Source organism: Sphingorhabdus sp. (assembly GCF_046596595.1).
Taxonomy (GTDB): Bacteria; Pseudomonadota; Alphaproteobacteria; order Sphingomonadales; family Sphingomonadaceae; genus Sphingorhabdus_B.
Genome location: NZ_JBKJMB010000052.1, coordinates 1 through 17,033 on the forward strand (window position 1 = coordinate 1; position 17,033 = coordinate 17,033).

The 17,033-nt window shown below is 56.1% G+C and carries 18 protein-coding genes; 13 read left to right on the forward strand and 5 right to left on the reverse strand.

Annotation, left to right across the window (positions count from 1 at the left end):
* Positions 1-504 precede the first annotated feature (504 nt).
* Complete coding sequence (locus tag ACLL9E_RS04825; RefSeq protein ID WP_411290608.1) at positions 505-1,047, forward strand: PEPxxWA-CTERM sorting domain-containing protein; 543 nt, start codon at positions 505-507, stop codon at positions 1,045-1,047.
* Positions 1,048-1,744: 697 nt separating this feature from the next.
* Here the strand turns inward: ACLL9E_RS04825 and ACLL9E_RS04830 are convergent.
* A complete protein-coding gene (locus ACLL9E_RS04830) occupies positions 1,745-2,377 on the reverse strand; it encodes a tyrosine-type recombinase/integrase (RefSeq protein WP_411290671.1) in 633 nt (210 codons plus the stop codon).
* Between the two features lie 320 nt (positions 2,378-2,697).
* Here ACLL9E_RS04830 and ACLL9E_RS04835 point away from each other — a divergent pair, with 320 nt between their 5' ends.
* The 7 genes from ACLL9E_RS04835 (at position 2,698) to ACLL9E_RS04865 (ending at position 8,717) form a co-directional block, all read left to right on the forward strand.
* Positions 2,698-3,849 (forward strand): ImmA/IrrE family metallo-endopeptidase, encoded by a 1,152-nt coding sequence (locus ACLL9E_RS04835; RefSeq protein WP_411290609.1) that lies wholly within the window; start codon positions 2,698-2,700, stop codon positions 3,847-3,849.
* Between the two features lies 1 nt (position 3,850).
* A complete protein-coding gene (locus ACLL9E_RS04840; RefSeq protein WP_411290610.1) occupies positions 3,851-4,348 on the forward strand; it encodes a DUF4411 family protein in 498 nt (165 codons plus the stop codon).
* Positions 4,349-4,793: 445 nt separating this feature from the next.
* Entirely contained in the window at positions 4,794-5,477 is a 684-nt protein-coding gene (gene queC, locus ACLL9E_RS04845; RefSeq protein ID WP_411290672.1) for a 7-cyano-7-deazaguanine synthase QueC, read from the forward strand.
* Positions 5,474-6,112 carry a 7-carboxy-7-deazaguanine synthase gene (queE, locus tag ACLL9E_RS04850; RefSeq protein ID WP_411290611.1) on the forward strand — a complete coding sequence of 213 codons (639 nt, stop codon included), beginning with the start codon at positions 5,474-5,476 and terminating at the stop codon, positions 6,110-6,112. The genes queC and queE overlap by 4 nt, the downstream gene beginning before the upstream one ends.
* 71 nt (positions 6,113-6,183) lie before the next feature.
* Entirely contained in the window at positions 6,184-6,531 is a 348-nt protein-coding gene (locus ACLL9E_RS04855) for a hypothetical protein (protein WP_411290612.1), read from the forward strand.
* Positions 6,532-6,577: 46 nt separating this feature from the next.
* Complete coding sequence (locus ACLL9E_RS04860) at positions 6,578-7,924, forward strand: TldD/PmbA family protein (RefSeq protein WP_411290613.1); 1,347 nt, start codon at positions 6,578-6,580, stop codon at positions 7,922-7,924.
* On the forward strand, positions 7,917-8,717 hold the full coding sequence (locus ACLL9E_RS04865) for a 3'(2'),5'-bisphosphate nucleotidase CysQ (protein WP_411290614.1): 801 nt from the start codon (positions 7,917-7,919) through the stop codon (positions 8,715-8,717). Before ACLL9E_RS04860 ends, ACLL9E_RS04865 begins: the two co-directional genes overlap by 8 nt.
* A gap of 163 nt (positions 8,718-8,880) precedes the next feature.
* Here the strand turns inward: ACLL9E_RS04865 and ACLL9E_RS04870 are convergent, their stop codons facing one another.
* The 4 genes from ACLL9E_RS04870 to crtY form a co-directional block, all read right to left on the reverse strand.
* On the reverse strand, positions 8,881-9,816 hold the full coding sequence (locus ACLL9E_RS04870) for a phytoene/squalene synthase family protein (protein ID WP_411290615.1): 936 nt from the start codon (positions 9,814-9,816) through the stop codon (positions 8,881-8,883).
* A gap of 65 nt (positions 9,817-9,881) precedes the next feature.
* Entirely contained in the window at positions 9,882-10,463 is a 582-nt protein-coding gene (locus ACLL9E_RS04875) for a TIGR00730 family Rossman fold protein (RefSeq protein WP_411290616.1), read from the reverse strand.
* On the reverse strand, positions 10,463-11,947 hold the full coding sequence (locus ACLL9E_RS04880; RefSeq protein ID WP_411290617.1) for a phytoene desaturase: 1,485 nt from the start codon (positions 11,945-11,947) through the stop codon (positions 10,463-10,465). The genes ACLL9E_RS04875 and ACLL9E_RS04880 overlap by 1 nt, the downstream gene beginning before the upstream one ends.
* Before the next feature lie 109 nt (positions 11,948-12,056).
* On the reverse strand, positions 12,057-13,223 hold the full coding sequence (crtY, locus tag ACLL9E_RS04885) for a lycopene beta-cyclase CrtY (protein ID WP_411290618.1): 1,167 nt from the start codon (positions 13,221-13,223) through the stop codon (positions 12,057-12,059).
* A gap of 174 nt (positions 13,224-13,397) precedes the next feature.
* Here crtY and ACLL9E_RS04890 point away from each other — a divergent pair, with 174 nt between their 5' ends.
* The 5 genes from ACLL9E_RS04890 (at position 13,398) to ACLL9E_RS04910 (ending at position 17,020) form a co-directional block, all read left to right on the forward strand.
* Positions 13,398-14,456 (forward strand): MBL fold metallo-hydrolase, encoded by a 1,059-nt coding sequence (locus ACLL9E_RS04890; protein WP_411290619.1) that lies wholly within the window; start codon positions 13,398-13,400, stop codon positions 14,454-14,456.
* Positions 14,457-14,480: 24 nt separating this feature from the next.
* A complete protein-coding gene (locus ACLL9E_RS04895; RefSeq protein ID WP_411290620.1) occupies positions 14,481-15,224 on the forward strand; it encodes a sterol desaturase family protein in 744 nt (247 codons plus the stop codon).
* The gene (locus ACLL9E_RS04900; protein ID WP_411290621.1) at positions 15,181-15,609 is read left to right on the forward strand and encodes a DUF2141 domain-containing protein; all 429 of its coding nucleotides are present in this window, start codon (positions 15,181-15,183) and stop codon (positions 15,607-15,609) included. Before ACLL9E_RS04895 ends, ACLL9E_RS04900 begins: the two co-directional genes overlap by 44 nt.
* A gap of 76 nt (positions 15,610-15,685) precedes the next feature.
* Positions 15,686-16,555, forward strand: coding sequence for a MipA/OmpV family protein (locus ACLL9E_RS04905; protein WP_411290622.1), 870 nt, complete (start codon positions 15,686-15,688; stop codon positions 16,553-16,555).
* Positions 16,556-16,624: 69 nt separating this feature from the next.
* Complete coding sequence (locus ACLL9E_RS04910) at positions 16,625-17,020, forward strand: hypothetical protein (RefSeq protein ID WP_411290623.1); 396 nt, start codon at positions 16,625-16,627, stop codon at positions 17,018-17,020.
* The last annotated feature ends 13 nt before the right edge of the window (positions 17,021-17,033 follow it).

The following is a 17,033-nucleotide window of genomic DNA, read 5'->3' on the forward strand; positions in this document are numbered from 1 at the left end:
GCCGTTTGCAGAAGATTCGCTGTTGCTGCACTGTCCTTCGTCAGAAAATTTCGTATAGATTGGGGCGGCCCCTTGCGAAAAGCCGCCCCTACACGCCCAGAACACTGGGGGGAGCATCAGGCGTGTCGATTGGACAGTAAGTATGCTCAAGTATTCATGCAAGCTGGCAAGTGTCGCGCCTGTAGCGTTGCCTCGGCGCCAGTGCCGCTGCTGTAGTCGGGGCGACCTACAAATACGGGCGCGTAGGCCGCCCCTTTCACTGCCAACAAAGACAACCTTGTTGCAAATAAATACGGCAGGAACGTACGTAACGACCCATGGTTGCAAAACTGACCCGCCTACCTCTTCATCGAAGCGGTGATTGTCTCAAAATGGGACGAGCAAGTTAATGTTTCTTTAACCAAACTGCATCCGAACGTTAGGGTTTGACGTTGCTAGCTATTCCCAGTGCGTCCGTGCGCTGGAATACCCCTCGCATTGAAAATGCCAAATGGAGAGCAACCCATGAAAAAATTATGTTATCTTGTAGTGAGCACAATTGCCCTCGGCGCGATGGCCACCCCAGCAACTGCGGCCGAGTTTATGTTCGACTTCAGTCCATCTACGCGATTGTTTGGACCGGCAGTCTCAGGTAGCGGGGTTTTTACCACGTCCGATACGCCAACGACGGTTGAGGGGCAGACTGCATTCTCTATTATTTCCATTCGTGGGCTTGTTAACGGCTCGGCTATAGTTGCCCCGAACACGGGCACAACTTACGGTAACTATTTTATCACCGGCAGCGGCTTTCTCGACGGAGTTGGCACTAGGTTTTTCACAGCCTCAGGAATTGACGTTCGCTTTTTTCAGCAGAGCAACACTGGGCTTTATCGCGTGAACACCTTCGGCGCGTTTGGGTCGTCAAGTAATGTAAATGCAAAATCGTCACCAATTGCAGCAGCAGTCCCAGAACCAACAACATGGATGCTGATGCTCTTAGGCATGGCGGGCATTGGTTTCTCAATGCGCCGCAAGAAAGACACGACGTTGCGCGTACGTTACGCGTAATTTTGTCCGTCATCATTGGCTGCCTTAACGGGCAGCCAATGAACCGATACCGAGGAACTGGGCACCGAGTTATCTTGGTGCCCTTTTTTATTGGGACACGCGTCGATGAACAGGGACGGCCGACATGCGCAACCATCACAGGCACCAGCATCTAGTTGCGGTATGCTAATGTCGCCTCGGCGCGCACCCAGCGGCTTTTGACAGACTTCTTCGACCACAGCACCATTACCGCCTCGGCATCTCCCAGCGCCCGCTCAGTGACCTCGTCATAGACCTCACCCGCCGTCAGCCCGATATGCTAACAGACGTAAAGCCATGCGCACAGCGTTGCCCGCGTCTGTTCCTCGTGGATGTAGAACAGCGAAATGTCGGTCACGATTTGGAGGGCCTCGACTAAACACTTCGGGCCCACGGCAACGCTTTTTAAAAGTCGATGGAGTGATTAAGCAGGCTAACCTTTGGCCAAATACGAATGTCCGCTTTTAATGGTGGCAGAGACCCGATCGGACGGCAGGCATGTTGTCGTGTCCTGACAGGCAGGTTTCAGGGCAAAAAAGCGGAAAGCTGACATTCAAGTCGCTCGCAGCGGGAGTGGCTGTCTTCGCCATAATTCATGCCATTCGGCAGCGAAATTACGATCGTAAAAAGGTGACGAGGCGGAGAATGGCTCCCCAATTTGCGCGAGGAGCCATCCCGTTCAAATCTCCGTCCGTTCTGCCAAGGCAATCGCATCGTCGATGTCAACGCCCAGATAGCGGACGGTATTCTCAATGTTTGAGTGACCCAGCAATATTTGGATAGCCCGGAGATTTCCCGTCGCCTTGTAGATCATCGAGGCTTTCGTTCGTCGCATTGAGTGTGTCCCGTATTCATGCACATTAAGACCGGCTGCCCCGACCCACTCATCAACCAACCTTGCATATTGGCGCGTACTGAGATGGCCCGTGTAATTGACACGGCTTGGGAAGATGAAATCGTCGTGAGTGCCTCCACGACGGTTAAGCCATGTGAGGAGAGTTTGGCGTGCCTCAGTCATGAACTCGAACTGGACGGGACGCTTAGTTTTTTGTTGCACGACTGTCGCCCGATTTCGGATTGCCCCACCAGCGGCGATATCACCGATCTTCATTTTTACGATGTCACAGCCGCGCAGCTTACTATCAATTGCCAAATCAAATAGTGCGCGGTCGCGCAGTCGCCGATGCTCGTCTAGAAAGAACCGAATAGCCCAAACATCGCGAGGCTTCAGTGGACGCTTAGCGCCCACCATATTGCCAGCGTTCCAAGGACGACGACCATGTGCGTCAGGATCAAGATCTGAAATTCCCATATCACAACTCCTTTGGCCTGAATGGCCAAAGGAGAGATTATGAAACAGTGCCTTCATTATGCTTTACGCCGCCTTCAGTCCGTCGGAGTTGACACACGGCATGCAGATTGACAGACATTATTTGTGATTACACAAAACCTGCGGTCTGCCCTTTCCGCTTGAATGGCCCCGTTAGTTTGCAGGGCTATCACTGGCCTTTTCAGTCATTCGCGACTGTTCCTCGGACACGTGTCCACACACCATTCGGGACACGTGCTTTGCTCTTGCTTATAAAATAGCGGTGCGCTTTCCGCGAAATAGTGCTTACCTGCCGGTGAACTATGCCAAAAGTTAACCCAGATATTCTGACTTGGTCCCGCGAAAGCGCCGGGTTTGACGTCGCCGAAGCAGCGCGAGCAATCGGGCTGACGGGCACAAACGCCGTCGATGCGCTCACTGAAATGGAGGCGGGCGAAAGGCAACCAAGCCGCCGGCAGTTGGCCGAGATGGCGAAGAAGTATCGTCGTCCCCTGCTCACGTTCTACCTCGAAGGGCCGCCCAAGCCGGGTTCAACCACGCACGACTTCCGCACGATCCCCGAACAGCGTCTCGGTAGCGAATCCTTGGTCAATGCACTGGTGCGAGACGTGAAGGCGCGTCAGGCGATCGTTGCTACTGCGCTCGAAGATGCGCAAGAGGCCGAGCCTCTGGACATCGTCGGACCTATGCGACTTCAGGATGGGCCCGCTCGTCTCGCTGACATGATGATGCAAGCCCTCGGGGTCAGTCGTGAGGACTTCCGCGCAGCGCGAAGCAAAGACGACGCATTTCGCCTGCTTCGGGACGCAACCGAGCGCGCAGGTGTCTTTGTCATTTTGATGGGGAATCTTGGCACCTTCCACACGGCCATCGATGCCGACGTCTTTCGAGGCTTCGCAATGGCTGATCCGATCGCGCCTTTCATCATTATCAGCGAAAATGATGCGCGCGCGGCCTGGCCGTTCACCCTTCTCCACGAGCTTGGGCACGTCTTCTTAGGGCAGAGCGGCATTAGCGGCTATCGTGCTGATCTCGACATTGAGCGCCTCTGTGATCGCGCCGCCGCGGCGTTTATGCTTCGGCCGGGCGAATTGGAACAGCTGCCAGCCGGCGCGCCGATCGCACCCCTAATTGAGGCGGTAGGCGAATTCGCACAGGCAAGACACCTGAGCCGTAAGATGGTAGCTTATAACCTGCTTCGAGAGGGGATGATCACAGCCAACAAGTATCAGACAATCTGCGCGCAGCTTGACGCCGAGCGAGCCGAAGCGGCCGCTGGACGGGCTAAGGGGCAACCGAACTACTACGTCGTTCGGGGGCATCGCGTCGGGCAAGGGCTAATTCAACTCGTGAACAGAATGGTCGCCGGCGGGGCGCTGACATCCACCAAAGCGGGCAGGGTCTTGGGCGTGAAGCCGACGGCGGTCGGGCGAATGACCGAGCGAGCTGCCTAACATGCTGTACCTGCTCGATGCCGATACGTTGATACGTGGCGATCGCGAGTTTTATCCGCTCCAGCGGTTCCCGGTCTTTTGGCGCTGGCTCCTGTATCAAGGCGAGACTGGCCAAGCCAAGATTCCGATAGAGCAGTACGAAGAAATTACCGTCGGCAACGGCGAACTAGTCGATTGGTTGCGCGAGGCCGACGTGAAAGACGCACTTGTCCTCAATGAGGAAGCGGACCCTGACGTCATCGGCACGGTGCTCTCGATGGGCTACGGAAACAACCTCAATGAAGACGAAGTCGAGCTTCTCGGCAGAGACCCATTCTTAATATCTTACGCGCTCAGTGACCCCTCGAACCGCGCTGTCGTGACGTTTGAGGTCGCCGCGCCGAATCAGCGGCGCGGAAAGCGCAAAATACCGGATACTTGCGCCCCTTTCGGCATCCAATGTTGCAATCTGACACGTTTAATCCACGCACTCGACTTTACAACCAACTGGCACCCGTAATGGACCGATATTTAACCACGGCCTAACCAAACGACTGTTCTTGGGATCGCCGACGTCGGACCCGAATGATGACAAGCGGGACGTCTTGATGCCGTCACCTTGGATGGATGGGAATGTCGGATTATCCCAATAACCTACCAATAACGAATTAACGAGTTCGTCTAACCTAGCGACCGTTCTTTTGACTGATGAACGAATGTCGGCTAACTGCATATTGGGCCTAAAACGAGACTGACAGGACGTCCAACATTGCTGCCATACGTTCACATAGGCGTTGGTACCGAAATTTCCCAATAATTTGAGTGCCCACCTTTATCAGTTCGGGTGCACCATTTTCCTCTTTTTGCGAAAACGGATCGCTTCATGTGCAGTGGCAGACCGGGCCTGAATCGTGTGCGCTATCGAAGTCTCGACTTTTGCCGAGATGAACGGCTATGGGGGCGGCATGACGACAGCAACCAAATCCGCAATTGTGCTTTTATCCGGCGGCCTCGACTCTATGGTCGTGGCAGGGTTGGCGCGTGAGGCTGGCTATGACCTGATTGCGTTGACCATAGATTACAACCAGCGCCACCGTGTCGAGCTTGAATGCGCGGCGCGCATTGCCAGGCATCTGGACGCGAAAGAGCATATCGTCCTGCCGCTTGACCTCACGCGCTTTGGCGGATCGGCGCTCACTGCGGATATTGATGTGCCGAAAGAAGGCGTTGATTCAGGCGCAATACCTGTGACCTATGTGCCGGCGCGCAATACGATATTCCTGTCCTTATGCCTTGGCCTTGCCGAGGCGCGCGATGCCCGCGACTTGTGGATCGGCGTTAATGCGCTGGATTATTCCGGCTACCCCGATTGCCGGCCAGAATTCATCCGCGCCTTTGAAACGACCGCCAATCTGGCGACCAAGGCGGGGGTCGAGGGCGATCACTTTACGGTGCACACGCCTTTGCTTGATATGACCAAGGCAGATATTGCACGCGAAGCGGCTCGGCTTGGGCTGGATGCGGGGATGAGCTGGTCCTGCTACGACCCGAGCCCGGACAGCAAGGCATGCGGAGAATGCGACGCGTGCCGCTTGCGCGCCAAGGGTTTTGCTGATGCGGGCCTACCTGACCCGACCATTTACGCATGAGCTACGCGGTCAAGGAAATGTTCCTGACGTTGCAGGGCGAGGGCGTTCACGCCGGGCGCCGCGCCGTGTTTTTGCGCTTTACTGGTTGCAATCTTTGGACCGGGCGCGAAGAAGACCGCTCGAGTGCCATCTGCCAGTTTTGCGACACGGACTTTGTTGGCATGGATGGCGAAAATGGCGGCCGCTACGACGCTGACACGCTTGCGGCCAAGGTTGGGGCATTGTGGGGCGAGGGTTTAGACAACCGCTACGTCGTCGTCACAGGCGGCGAACCAATGTTGCAGGTGGATGACCGCGTCGTCGACGCGCTTCATGCGCAGGGGTTTCAAATCGCAATTGAGAGCAACGGGACGATTGCGGTGCATCCGGGCATCGATTGGGTATGCATCAGCCCTAAAGCAGGATCGGATGTTATCCAGCATACCGGCGACGAACTGAAGCTTGTCTGGCCGCAACCTGCAAACGACATTGATTCGATGGAAAAATGGCAATTTGCCCATTTTCTGATCCAGCCAATGGATACAGGGGATGCTGCACTGAATGAAGCCAGCGTCGCGGCGGCCACGCAATTCGTCATGGAGCGGCCGAAATGGCGCTTGTCCTTGCAAAATCACAAGATTCTTGGCCTTCCCTAAGATTCAGTAAATTCGCTTGAATCCTGCGTGCGAAAATGACAGTCTTGTGACGGGATAGAGGAGAGCTGAAAATGGCAAAGGCCGAAGAAGCGCATCTGCGCGCGTATAAAAGCTATTCGAAACGCATGTCTGACCATGTTGCCGTTGCGCTGGTCGTGTACACATTGGCGCTGATCTTTTTGGTGACACCAACGATTGAGTCATCGGGCACATCGATTTTTCCGTATTTCGTTCTGGTCCTGTTTGTTGGTGCGGTCATTCCGCCATGCCGTAACCTTGAGCGGCGATGGCAGGCACTGGATGCCAACGCGCATCCGGGCGATGGACTCGAAACCCGGTATTTTGCTGATCGGGTCAAATTGTGGGTCGCCGCGATAGGTATTCCTGCGGTGCTGGCGGTGCTTTTTACCGTTTTTTAAAAGCGGCTTGATTGACGCTGTAATTGCCCGCGCCTAAGCGGGAATCATGCTCAAACCTCAAGAAGCGCTTGATCGCGCGCAAAATCTCGTTTCCCAAGCTATAAAGGCCGGTGCCGACGCCGCTGATGCCGTTTACGTATGCGATGCTTCGACCGAAGTGCAGGTGCGGCTTGGCCAGTTGGAAGACGTTGCTCGGTCCGAAGGAGAGGATATTGGCCTTCGCGTATTTGTCGGCCAACGCTCCGCGACCATTTCATCGTCCAATATGAACCCCGCCATCCTTGCCAATCTGGTCACACGCGCCATCGACATGGCGAAAGAAGCGCCGGAGGACAAATATGCAGGCCTTGCGCCCGTGGACCGATTGATGAAGGGCGATGCGCCTGACTTTGACAGCGACGATGGTCTGGACCCCGATCCTGCGATGTTGCGCGCAGCTGCGCTCGAATGCGAGGACGCTGCGCGCGCCGTCACGGGCGTCACCAACAGCGAAGGCGCTGGAGCAAGCGCTGGACGAACAATTTTTGCGCTCGCCACCAGCCACGGTTTTGCAGGGGTCAAGTCAGGCTCCGGCTACGGCATATCCGCCAGCGTGCTGTCGGGCGATAATGACGCCAAGGAACGCGATTATGACTGGCGTTCCGCGCGGCATCTCGCTGACCTCGACAGCCCGGATAGCGTTGGCACCCGAGCCGGCGTGCGCGCAGTCAAGCGATTGAACCCTGGCACGATGAAAAGCGGACAGATGCCGGTGGTTTTTGATCCCCGCGTCGGTAGCTCGTTCGTCGGGCATCTGCTCGGCGGCATTGGCGGGTCGTCGATTGCACGGAAGACCAGCTTCCTGCTGGAATCACTCGGCGCTCAATTGTTCGACAGCAGCATTTCGATTGTCGATGACCCGCACCGCATGCGCGGGCTTGGATCGCGCGCTTTTGATGGCGAAGGCCTGCCCACCGCGCGGCGTGCCATCATCGAAAGCGGCGTGCTCACCGGCTGGTTGATGGAAAGCGCATCGGCGCGGCAGCTCGGGCTTGAACCCACTGGCCATGCCAGCCGCGGCATCAGCGGCGCGCCGGGTGTTAGCCCGTCTAACGTCCATATGGAGGGCGGTACCGTCACCGTTGACGAAATGATCGCTGATATCAAACATGGCGTTTATGTGCATGAGCTTGCAGGGCAGGGCGTTAACCCCGTGACGGGCGACTACAGTCGCGGCGCGGCGGGGTTCCTTATCGTCAACGGCGAACTTGCCGGTCCCGTGAGCGAATTCACCATCGCTGGAAATTTGAAGGATATGTTTGCGGCCATGACCGCAGCGAACGACCTTGAATTTATCCGCAGCATGAACGTGCCGACGCTGCGCATCGACGGCATGATGATCGCAGGTGCCTGAACGGCAACTTGACCGCGACGCCGTGGTAGCTGCGACGCAGGAGGCAGCAGAATTGGCCTTTGCGAGCTGGCGCGCTGGCGCTGCGCCCGACACCAAGGTCTGGGAAAAAAGCAGGAATAATCCGGTCAGTGATATCGACATGTCGGTCGATGCTTTGCTCACCACACGCTTGCAGGCCATATTGCCCGAGGCAGCGTGGTTATCTGAAGAAACAGTTGATGACCCATCGCGGTTGGATGCGCGGTTGCTATGGCTTGTCGATCCAATCGACGGCACGCGTGATTATGTGCGCGGCCGCAGCGGCTGGTGCGTATCGGTAGCTTTGATAGCCGACGGCTTGCCAGTCTTTGCGGTTATGGCTGCCCCTGCGGAAGACAAAATCTGGGTTGCCGCAGTTGGCGAAGGTGTCACGTGTAATGGCGCGTTGTTGTCGGGCAGCACGCGGCAGGAATTTTCGGGTGCACGCGTTCCCGCTGATCACGTGCCGCGCGTGGATTCCGATCTGGTGATCGTCAACAAACCGAACAGCATCGCCATGCGTATGACCATGGTCGCCTGCGACCGCGCCGACCTGGTGGCGACACTGCGTTGGGGAAATGAATGGGACATCGCAGCGGCGCATCTGGTTGCACAGGAGGCTGGCGGAATTGTCAGCGACGCACTTGGGCGACCCATTTTGTACAACAAACGCGAACCGCTGGACTTCGGCCTGATCTGCTGCGCGCCCGGGATTCATCAGGCCGCTGTGGACCGGCTGGCGGAGCGGGCGGCGCAAATCCTTTCGTCATCCTGAACTTGCTTTGGCAGGATAAGCCCTAAAGTTCTCGTCATCCTGAACTTGTTTCAGGATAACGAACAACGGTCGCATGTTATCCTGAAACAAGTTCAGGATGACGAATAATGGGGACGGGCACTACTACCTCTAATTCAGGATGACGGAGGGGGTGCCTGACTATTTACGCACTCGTGCGCGTCCACAACGTATCGCGGTTCATGTCGCGGGGATTGTTGGCAATGGCGTCAACAAATGCCTTGCGGACCCAGCGGAATTTCTCGGGCCGGCTGGTAAATATCCGCTGGTCCCATGCGTGCGCATCGGCGGCGCGGACTTTGCGCGCGATTTCGCCATAAATGCCTGCCGCAGACAACACCGCCCAGCGTGCGCGCAATGGCAAATGCTTGGCGCCGACGCGCGCCGACGCTTCATATTGCTCCGCCTCATCGGCAAGCCAGCGGCCCATGAGTGCCAGTTTCTTGCGATTATGCGGCTTCATATGCTCACCGGGTCCGATATCGAGCATCGCCAGCCAGTCATCGGGCAAATAGCAGCGGCCGGCGGCATCATCTTCGGCAATGTCGCGCGCGATATTGGCAAGCTGAAACGCAAGGCCCAGGTCGCATGCCCTATCGAGCGTTTCGTCATCCTGCGCCGACACGCCCATCACCACCGCCATCATGACGCCGACCGCGCCTGCGACATGGTAGCAATATTGGTAGAGGTCGCTTTCGCGGCGAGGGTGCCAGTCCGCAGCATCAAGAGCGAAGCCTTCGATCACGTCCTCAGCCATGCGATGCGTGATGCCGCATTCGCGTGCCACGATGCCGAGGCAATCAAATGCTGGCTCGCCTGTTGGTTCTCCGGCAAGCGCAGCAGCGGTCAACGCGCGTATGGCAGCTAGCCGTGCCTGCGGGTCGTCGACTGCTTCCATAGTGCCGCCATGGTCCTGACCATCGGCCATGTCGTCGCATTTGCGGCACCATGCGTAGAGCAGCCAAACGCGCTCGCGGGTTACGCGGTCAAACAGGCGGCTGGCAAAACGGAAGGATTTGGACCCACGCGAAATGCTTTCTTGAGCAAATTCGACAAGCGCAGGTCGGTTCAGATCAGCCACTGCAATATCCTACGCCGTTCCGGCCTGCGCGGGAATGGCATGACCGAAGCCGACGTTGCGGTCTGTCAAAGGTCATCCGCTTTCATCTGAAAAATTGTCTTGTGCGGGACGTAAGCTGCCATCTTGTCGAGCAATCTATCAAGATGGTCATCGACAATCATGATTCCGGCATGTTGCGGCCGGATGAAACCGACATCGATCATATTTTTGTTGAACGCGATTAACTGGTCGTAAAACCCTGCGACGTTTAAAACGCCAACGGGTTTTTGATGATAGCCCAGCTGTGACCAGCTGATGGCTTCCCATAATTCGTCCATTGTGCCGACGCCGCCCGGAATAGTGATAAAACCATCGGACAGATCCGTGAAACGCGCCTTGCGTTCATGCATTCCGGAAACAACATGCAATTCGGTGCATCCCTTGTGCGCGACTTCGGCGCCAACCAATGCCTCAGGAATGATGCCAATGACCTCGCCGCCTGCCTCAAGCGCACTGTCGGCGACCGCGCCCATCAAGCCCAGCCGTCCGCCGCCGTAAACAACGCCGATCCCGCGTTTTGCGAGCGCGCTGCCTATTTCGCGTGCGGCGTCGATATAGACTGGATTTTCAGGCGTGGCTGAGCCGCAGTAGACAGCAATACGCTTCATTAATTTATATCCTCAATCATCAATGCCGCTGTTGCCTTTGCGCTTCCCACCACACCTGGAATACCGGCACCCGGGTGCGTGCCTGCGCCAACAAAATATAGGTTAGATATGGCGTCGTCGCGGTTGTGCGCCCGCAGATATGCCGATTGCCACAAAACCGGTTCAAGGCTGAATGCGCTACCCAGATGGGCCGATAGGTCACGTCCGAAATCAGCGGGCGTGTAGTGGAACTGAGTCATGATGCGGCTGCGAATATCGGGGATCAAGCGGCGCTCCAGCTCGTCAAGGATGCGTTCCGTCATCGCTTCGCCAACATCACCATCCCAGTCCAACGGGGCCTTGCCCAGATGCGCTACTGGCGCAAGAACATAGAAAGTCGAACAACCTTCCGGCGCAAGGCTTGGGTCGGTCACCGTCGGATGGTGCAAATAAAGGGCGAAATCCTTTGGCAAGACGCCATTGTTAAAAATGTCGTCCAGCAGGCCCTTATACCGCGCGCCAAACAGGATCATATGGTGCGGGATACCCGGCCACGTGCCCTTGATCCCCAGATGCAGAACGAAAAGCGATGGCGACCAGCTTTTACGGCGCAGCGCTCTGGTTGCGCGTTCGCCGCGTTTGTTGCCGGTCAACAGGTCGTTGTAGCTATGCATCAAATCGCCGTTGGATGCCGCCATGTCGCAATCCATGCGCCAGCCAGATTTGGTGCGCACACCAATAACCTTGTCACCGCGCGTTTCGATCTCCTCGACCGGATCATTCAGCCGGACCGTCCCGCCCAGACGTTCAAAATGCGTCACCATCGCCGCGACCAGCCGGTTGGTTCCGCCTTTGGCAAACCAGACGCCGCCTTCTTTTTCAATCGTGTGGATGAGCGCGTAAATCGCACTGGTGTTCATTGGGTTTCCGCCCACCAGCAATGTATGGAAGGACAATGCCTCGCGCAGTTTTTCGTCTTTCACATATGAAGACACAATGGAATATACCGACCGCCACGCCTGATATTTCATCAAAGCTGGCGCGGCCTTGATCATCGATGCAAAATCAAGAAACGCCACCGAGCCAAGCTTTTTATAGCCTTCCTCATACACGCCCTTCGAATATTCAAGGAACTTGCGATAGCCTTCGACATCGTCGGGGTTCAGCTTTGCTATTTCTCTCTTCAAACCCGGCGCATCGTTCGAATAATCGAAGTTGGTGCCATCGGGCCAGTTCAAACGGTAAAAGGGGAATACCGGCATCAGTTCAATGTCGTCTGCCATCTTGTGACCTGACAGCGCCCACAATTCTTCGAGGCAGGGCGGGTCGGTGATGACCGTTGGCCCTCCGTCAAAGGTAAAGCCATCCTTCTCCCAATAATATCCGCGGCCGCCGGGCTTGTCCCGCGCTTCGATTAATGTGGTGGTTACGCCGGCGGATTGCAGGCGGATCGCAAGCGCAAGTCCGCCAAAGCCGGCACCGATAATTGCCGCTGACTTAGCCATCGCAACTGCCACGATTATTCGTCACCCTGGAATTGTTTCAGGATAACAGGCGAAATTGAGTTCCTGTCCCGAAAAGCATTCAGGATAACCAAAGCGTTTGGCGCCATGTTCATTTTTTCTTGCTCCGGATCGCCTTGATAGCTCGCCCGATTGGAATTGGCGGCTTGCCGGTAAGGATTCGTGCCATGTCACTTATGGTCGTATTTCCGGCATAAAAGCGTTCGATCAATCCGGGGTTCAATCTGTAGAACCGTTGCAATATCTTGTATCTGTCGGTGCCATCTGCTCCGCGGAAGAGCATGCGGTTAAGCATACGGTAGAATTTGCCCTGGTGCCAATGTTCGTCTGCACGCTGCCGCAACAACAGGTTTAGCTTGTCACCATCAAGGTCCGGCTGTTCAGCAATGAAAATCGCGTTGCGTACGGCGTCGGGCAAGGAATAGCTCGTCACCGCCTGAAAAAATGCGCCGCGTGCCCCGGCCTTTGCCGTCCGGCCACTACCGCTTGCCCAGTAACTTTCCAGATCACCTCCCATGACCACCGGCAGAACGCCGTTCTCTTCACGCAGCACGCGCTCTACTTTCCAGCCTTTTTCATCGGCATAGGCAGCGATGCGCTGCCGCAATATGCGCGGGTCGAGGTCAGGCTTGTCGCTATAATAGGTGTCTTCAACGAACACCTTGTCCATGCCAAAGGGCAGGACATAGACAAAACGATAACCGTCATGCTGGTCAACGGTCGCGTCCATGACGATTGGTTTGGTGATGTTATGCGGCTCGGACAATTGCATCAGTTGCCCGGTAAATTTCTGCCAGCCGCAGTCGAGATGGTTCAAATCGCCTGCGCCGCGCACATCGATTACCCCGCCTGCATTAATCCGCTGGGCACCATCAAGCACCACAAGACGGGGCGACACCGCTTTCACTTCGCGGCCAAGCATCAACGACGACGCTGGCAGATTGTGTCGCAATACCCAATCAAGCCGTTCAGACTCAATTGTGTAGTAAATATTGTCGAGCGACCGGCTGTGCGCAGGGAAACGAACTTCGTAGCCCGACCAGCCATAGGTCACCAATGGGGCTGTCAGCCAACGATGTTCGGGTAGAATATCGCTCGCAAAATAGCTCCAGATATGATTGCCGCCAAAGCTCTGACCTTGTTCAATGAGGACGACCTTGAGCTCAGGCCGCATCTTGGCGAGCGCGAGCGCAATAAGGCCACCCGCAAGACCGCCGCCGACAATAGCCAAATCGCATTTTATATTTTCGAGAGTCACGCCACTGCCCTAGCGCAGCCGTTTTGCAAGGGAAAGGGCCCTTGCCAAGGAAATGCACAGCTTTATCTGCTCTGCAATCCCGCACCAGCGGCACAGGGCAAATATTTTATAAGCTATTGGCCCCGATGGAGGATAGACATCGAATAATATTGCAGCAGTTGGGGGGGAAGCAACATGCGGAAAAAATGGCTTTTGGTTGGTCTCGGGATATTGGCGGTTGCAGGTGGCGTTGCGTATAAACAACGCGACGCGATTGCGATGGCGCTCATAACGCGCGCAGCCGACCGTGCTATGGCGCGCAACGTTATGGCGGAGCTACCCGCCGACCAATTGCACGTCGGTTTTTGCGGGACGGGATCGCCGCTACCCAACCGCGACCGTGCTGCCGCGTGCACAGTTGTGATTGCGGGTGGCCGGCTGTTCGTGTTCGATATGGGCGAAGGCTCGGGCAAAACATTGTCGCTGATGGGAATGCCGCTGGACAAGATTGAGGGTGTCTGGCTCACGCATTTGCACAGCGACCATTTCGAAGGCCTTGGCCCGTTCACCTTGCAACGATGGGCGGGGACCAGCGCCAAAACGCCGCTGCTGGTCTCCGGCCCTGACGGCGTTACCGAAATAACCGCAGGCCTGAACGCTGCCTACCGCATCGACGCAACATACCGCGTCGCCCATCATGGCCCGGCGGTTGTGCCTCTGTCAGGATTTGGCATGACTGGCGCAGCGATTCAGCCGGGCATTGCCTATGACTCGAATGGCGTGCGGGTTATTGCATTTGCTGTGGACCATGACCCGATCAAACCCGCTTTTGGGTACCGCGTCGATTTCAAGGGCAAAAGCGTTACAATCACTGGCGACACCGCCTTTACGCCTAAACTGGCGATTGCGGCGAAGGGCAGCGACCTGTTGGTCAGCGAGATGCTGTCCCCGCGCATTGTCAACATCCTGGCAAATCGCGCGCAGAAAGCAGGCATGACCAACCGCGCGAAGATATTCAACGATATCCAGAACTACCATATCAGCCCCGCACAGGCGGCTGACGTCGCGAAGACAGCCGGCGTCGGCATGCTCGCTTTTACGCATATCGTGCCGTCGGTGCCAAAGCCGCTGGAGTTTGCGCTTATTGGCGATGCAAGTAACAGATATGATGGGGGAATTGCTATAATGCATGATGGCGATATCATCAGTATAAGCGGGGCCGGTGAGTTCAAAATACGCAATTTGCTAAACTGATATCAAAACGGCTAAGGGCCACGCATGGATAGCTTGCTTGTCTTGATCATTTCGACCGCGGCGATGACCGCGATTGTCGCCACGCGCTACATGCTGGTGAGCGGCGCATTTGCGTGGGCGACAAAAATACGCGAGCCTGGGCTTTACAACGGCCTCGATCAGCAGATTAAGCGCGAAATTGGCTGGAGCCTCGCCAGCGCCGCCATATATGGCATTCCGGCCGGCATCGTCGCTTGGGGATGGGACAATTTTGGTTGGACCCAGATTTACAGCGACGTTGGCGCATTTCCTTTTTGGTATCTGCCTGTGTCCGTCCTTTTGTACCTTTTTGCACATGACACCTGGTTTTACTGGACGCACCGGTTGATGCATCGCCCGTTCTGGTTCAAGGCGGCGCACGCTGTACATCACGAAAGCCGCCCGCCAACCGCATGGGCCGCAATGGCGTTTCACCCTTGGGAAGCATTGTCGGGGGCCTTTGTCATTCCGGCGCTGGTATTTGTGATCCCCATTCATGTTACAGCTTTGGGTGCTGTGCTAGCGATCATGACGATCATGGGCGTGACCAACCATATGGGATGGGAATGTTTTCCAAAATTCATAGTTAACGGCAAATTAGGGCAATGGCTGATAACAGCAACGCATCACCAGAAGCATCATGATGCGTATCGGGGGAATTATGGACTATATTTCAGGTTTTGGGACAAAATGTGCGGCACTGACCTTGGCCTTGGCAATTGGGATCGCCGCCCAAGCAAACGCGGCTGAGACAGTCGCTGCCACGGCAACGCTTGAAGTCAATATTGACGGGTTGCGCAATATGAAGGGCAATGTTCTTGTTTGCGTCACCGCCAATCCGCGTTTCTTCCCCGATTGCGGCAAAGACCCCAGAAGCCGCCGCGCTAACGTGCCTGCAAACCATTCATCGCAGGTGTTGTTCGCCGACCTGAACCCCGGCACATACGCCGTTGCGCTTGTGCATGATGAAAACTCCAACAGCAAAATGGACATGGCGGTGTTCTTGCCAAAAGAAGGCTTTGGCTTTTCGCGTAACCCTGTTGTCATGGCTGGCCCACCAAAGTTCAAATCAGCAGCTTTTGCAGTTGAAGACGCAAATGTCAGCCAGCGGGTAAAAATGAAATATATGCTGTGAATTGGCTCACCTGCGCCAACTCAGGAACTAACTGATACTCGGCTGGTTCCCCATGTTGGTTTAGCGGGAGTAATTCATGAAAATTGTTAAAAGCTGCGCAGCCGCGCTGTTTGTCAGTGCCGCCATCTGTGCACCTGCCTTTGCGCAGGACAGCGAAGCACCAACCGTCGAGGCGCCAGACCGCGGTGTGTTTGCAGGTGATTGGGTAACCGTCGGAATTGGCGCAGGCTATGGACCCAGCTACGATGGTTCGGACGACTATGTGCTTTTTCCTGCGCCGCTCGCGCAGGGCAGCATAGGAGGTTTTGAATTTGGTGCACGCGGCCCGGGCCTTTATGTAGACCTGATCGCCGATGGCAATAGCGACAGCAATGTGAAATTTCTTGCAGGTCCACTTGTCCGCGTGCGGCTGGACCGCAACAGCAATATCAAAGACCCGGTAGTCCGTTTGCTTGGTAAAGAGGATGTCGCGATTGAAGTCGGGGCGACCGCCGGCGTTTCATTTTCAAAGGTTATCAACCCTTTCGATTCGCTGACCATTTCCAGCGATATTCAGTGGGACGTTGCCGGCGCGCACAAGGGCCGCCTGATTAGCCCGAGCATCAGTTACTCAACGCCGCTCTCGACAGCGATATTTACGAGCGTCAGCCTGTCTGCAACACATGTCGATGGAAATTATGCCGACACCTATTTCAGCATCGATCCGGCGGGAAGCACCGCAAGTGGCCTGCCGACATTTGATGCCGATGGCGGCTGGAAAAATTATGGTGCAAGCCTGCTGGGGGGCGTAGATTTGTCCGGCGACGCGCGTGACGGCGGTTGGGGCATCTATGGCTTTGTTAACTATTCGCGATTGACGGGTGATGCCAAACGATCACCTGTAACCTCGTTGCGCGGCGACGCTGACCAGTGGTTTCTCGCAGGTGGAATTAGCTATACATTCTGATCGTCCTTAACGACTTTGAAATCATGATAGCCCCATACAGGCGCCCTGTTCAACAAAAGGGCGCCTGTCGTGCATACATCGCAAAACCAGTTCAAATCCGATGCCAAACAACCAGCACTTACCCGTGAAGCGCGCCTTAGCTGGATAAGTTCGAAGCTGGCGCAGTCACTGTGCACCGACACTGACCGGCTGGACGAACTTCACCACCGGTTGTGGATGCGGATCTTGCAGGATGGACTTGCGCCTGTACCCCCGCGCGACGAAACCGACCAGCTCGCCGTCGATATTCTGGCGGTTGCGATGCTGGTCGAACAGGTTGCCGCCAATGACGGTGCAGAGGCCGCGATTGCAGCGGTTAAATTAGCGAGCGGGCAGGGCCTTGCGCCTGCCGTGGCGGAGCGGTTTCTCCACCTCGGCAGTGCACTGGTATTCTGGGCGGCGCTTGAGTCTCACAACAGGGGATGACTTCCTTCGATTA